At 75.6% G+C, this 3,816-nt stretch carries 2 protein-coding genes; both read right to left on the bottom strand.

Annotated features, from left to right (window positions below; translation table 11 throughout):
* Window positions 1-2,502 (bottom strand): non-ribosomal peptide synthetase (locus VFZ20_RS20245; protein WP_329685753.1); only part of this gene is annotated, 2,502 nt, incomplete at its 3' end.
* 756 nt (window positions 2,503-3,258) lie between these two features.
* Window positions 3,259-3,816: HlyD family efflux transporter periplasmic adaptor subunit (locus VFZ20_RS20240; protein ID WP_329685752.1), on the bottom strand; the 558-nt coding region annotated here is incomplete at its 5' end.

Below are 3,816 nucleotides of genomic sequence, written 5' to 3'. Positions count from 1 at the left end.
CCGCAGCGCGGCATCCAGCACGTACGCGCGCGTGTTGGGGACGGGGCGGCCGATGGGCACCACGGCGCGCGCGCCGTCCGCCCCCGTGCAGCGGTGGGTGCTGGTGTCGATGCAGCACTCCGCCGGGCCGTACAGGTTGGTGACGCGCGCGCCCGGGAGGACCTGCGCGGCCCGGCGCGCCAGCTCGCCCGGCAGCGGCTCGCCCCCGCAGAACAGGTGGCGCAGCGCCGTGCACGCCCCCAGCTCCGGCTCGTCCAGCAGCACGCGCAGCAGCGAGGGAACCAGCTGGAGCACGGTGATGCCGCGGTCGCGCAGCGTGCGGGCCAGGTAGCGCGGGTCGCGCTCGCCCTCGTGGCGCGCCATCACCAGCTCGCCGCCCACCAGCAGGGGCGCGTGGAACTCCCACACGGACGCGTCGAAGACCACCGGCGTCTTCTGCAGCACGCGGTCGGCTTCCGTCAGCCCGAAGTCGCGGACGAACCACGCCATGTGGTTCACCAGCGCGCGGTGCTCGATGCCCACGCCCTTGGGCGTGCCCGTGCTGCCGGAGGTGTAGATGACGTACGCCAGCCCGCCGGGCGTGGCGCCGCTCTCCGGGTCGTGCGCCGGCTCCGCGCCGATGGCCGCGCCCTCCGCGTCCACGCACACCACGCGGGCGCCGGCGCCCGCCGGGAGCCGCGCGCGCAGGCGGTCCTGCGTGAGCAGCACGGCGGCGCCGCTGTCGGCCAGCATGCGCTCCAGGCGCTCGGCGGGGTGCGCCGGGTCCAGCGGCACCCAGGCGCCCCCGGCCTTGAGGATGGCGAGCAGGGAGACGACCATCTCCACGCCCCGCTCCATGCAGAGGCCCACGCGCACCTCCGGCCCCACGCCGCGCCGGCGCAGGTGGTGCGCCAGGCGGTTGGCGCGCGCGTTCAGCGCCGCGTACGTCACGCGCTCGCCCTCGTCCGAGACGGCGATGGCCGCCGGGGTGCGGGCCACCTGCGCCTGGAACAGCTCGTGGATGCACCGGTCCGCGGGGTACGGCGCGTCCGTGGCGTTGAGCCCGTCGACCACGTGCGCGCGCTCCGCCCCGGACAGCAGCGGCAGCCGGTCCACGGACCGGTGCTCGTCCGCCGTCATCTCCTCCAGCGCCCGCCGCAGGTAGCCGGCAAAGCGCTCGGCCGTCGCCTGCTCGAAGAGCGCCGTGGCGTACTCCAGCCGGCCCACGACGCGCCCGTCCTCCTCGTGCAGCACCAGCGAGGTGTCTACCGTGGCGTCCAGCAGGGGCGGCGCTTCCAGCGCGGCCGGGGCCAGCCCCGGCAGCGACAGCCGGGCCTGCGCCACGTCGTGCCAGGTGACCGTGGTCTGGTAGAGGGGGTGGTAGGCCCGGCTTCGCACCGGGGCCACGAGGCTCACCACCTCCTCGAAGGGAACCTCCCGGTGCCGCCTCGCCTCGCGCGTGCGCGCATGGACCCGCCGCAGCAGGTCGCCGGCCGTGGGGCTCCCCGAGAGGTCCACCCGCACCACCACCGTGTCGACGAAAAAGCCGACCAGCCCCCCCGCGGCCTGGGGGTCGCGGTTGGCCATGGGAACGCCCACCACCACGTCGTCCTGGCCGGAGAGCCGCGCGGCAACCAGCGCCCACGCGGCCAGCACGGTGCGGAACAGCGTGGTGTCGTGGCGCGCGGCCAGCGCCTTTACGCGCGCCGTGAGCGCCTCGTCCAGGCACACCGGCACGGCGCTCCCGCCGAACCGCTGCCGCGCCGGGCGGGGATGGTCGGTGGGAAGCTCGAGCAGCGGGGGCGCGCCCGCGAGCGCCGTCCGCCAGTACGCCTTCTTTGGCTCGACGAGCTCCGGTGCCCGCTCCCGCGCCTGCCGCGCCAGGTACGCCTCGTACGGCACGGGGAGGGGGGAGAGCGGCTCGCCCCCGCCCCGCACCTGGCCCGCGTACAGCGCGCCGAAGTCCTCGGCCAGCACCCGCAGCGACCACGCGTCGGAGACGATGTGGTGCAGCGTGAGCAGCAGCAGGTGGTCGCCGGGGGCCAGCCGGAACAGCACGCCCCGCAGCAGGGGGCCGCGGCGCAGGTCGAACGGGGCCGCCACCGCCTCCGCCATCCGCCGCCGCAGCTCCGCCCCGGGGTCGGCGTGGCCGCCCAGGTCCTCCACCACCAGCGGGAACGGGGCGTCCGCGGCCGGCGCGATCCGCTGCTCCGGCACGCCGCCGGCCTCGTGGAACGTGGTGCGCAGCGCGGCGTGGCGCGCCACGACCTGCCCCAGCGCGCGGGCCACGGCGCCCTCGTCCAGCGCCCCCCGCAGGCGAAGGAACCGCGACAGGTGGTACGCGCTTCCCAGCGCCTCGAGCTGCTCCAGGAACCACAGCCGCTGCTGCGCGAACGACAGCGGCGCGCGCGCCCCGCCGTCCGCGGCGTCGCCCGCGGACGGCCCCGGCGTGCGCGGCAGGCCCGAACGCTCCGCCCGGGAACCGGGCAAATGCGCCGCGCTCCCGCCCGGTGCGTGGCTCAACTCGTTACCACCAGCCGACATGCAACCCTCGAAGATGCCAAAAAGAGTGAGATCGCGTCCCGGCCGCGATGCTGCCCGCGGGGACGCGATGCGTGTTCGTGCAGGCTGAACGCGAAAGACCGGATGAAGACGCGGGAGATGAAAACGCGGGAGATGATGTCACGTGCGGCGCGGCGGGCGATGGTACGGCGGGACCCGTGCGCAGTGTGTACGCACGCTGGCCCCAAACGCCTGCCACGATGTTCGATAGCTTGACTGAAACTAACAGTCGTATCGCGAACGACGCAACCGGGAGCCCGGCGGTCTTCCAGGCATCCGGCTCCCCGCGTCACGTGAAATTCGGACGCGAACCGTCTTCCCGGAGCACGGCAGGACCCGGCCGGTCCGCCGGCGGGGAACCGTCCCCGACCGGGCCGCGGCCCCTCGTTCCCGGACCCTGCAACGCGGCCCCGCGGCGGCTTTCGGGGCGGGGCCGGAGCCGGTTTCCCGCCCGGGCGTTCATCCCGGGTCGTCCCCCCGCCGCGCCGACCCCGCGGGATCCAGGCAGCAGACCGGCCTCCCCCCGGCGCTTCGGGGGAGGTGGGCGAGCTCCGCGCGGGCCCCCTCCGCCGATCCCGGTCCTGGCCTTCCCTCCAGCAGGGAGACGTCCGGCGCCTTCCCTCCCCCTCCCCGCGGGCCCGCGGCCCTCGGACGCCGGTCGGAAGGACGGCGTCACGGGCGATCGGCGTCCACGATCCACCCCGTCCGGGAACCGCCCTAGCTCGTGGCCGCCGGCTGCGCGGGCGTTTCCAGCTTGCCCCAGCTCTCCGTGCGCTGGAGCAGGTACTCCCAGATGAGCGTGATGATGCGCTCCGACCGCGTGACGATCTTGGCCTGCGCCGTGTACCCGCGCCGCAGGCGCTCCACCCCCACGGCCCGCAGGTCGCCGGGGTCCAGGCGCACCACCACGGGGAACACGCGTCCGTCGGACAGGGGACCGCTGGCGGCCGGCTCCGCGCCCACCGTGAGCACCCGTCCGCGGATCTCGGGGGCGTTGGCCCGGCCGAACGCGCGCAGCTCCACCAGGGTCTCGTCGCCCACGCGGATGCGCGACACGTCGCGCTCCGCCACCAGGAGCACGGCCCGCCAGCCCCCCTCCTCGCCGATCTCCATCACCGTCCCGCCCTCGGGGAGCATGGTGCCCGGCAGCCGCTCCAGCCCGTCCGTGAGCACGATGCCGGCCCCGGGGGCGTGCAGCGTAAGGCGGGAGATCCGCTGCTCCAGGGTGGCGATCTGGACGTCGATCTCCGCCAGCTGCTCCATCTGGCGGCCCTG

This window comes from Longimicrobium sp. (assembly GCF_036280135.1).
GTDB lineage: Bacteria > Gemmatimonadota > Gemmatimonadetes > Longimicrobiales > Longimicrobiaceae > Longimicrobium.
Note: the sequence above shows the minus strand (reverse complement) of the source record. Positions and strands in the feature narration are given on the sequence as shown.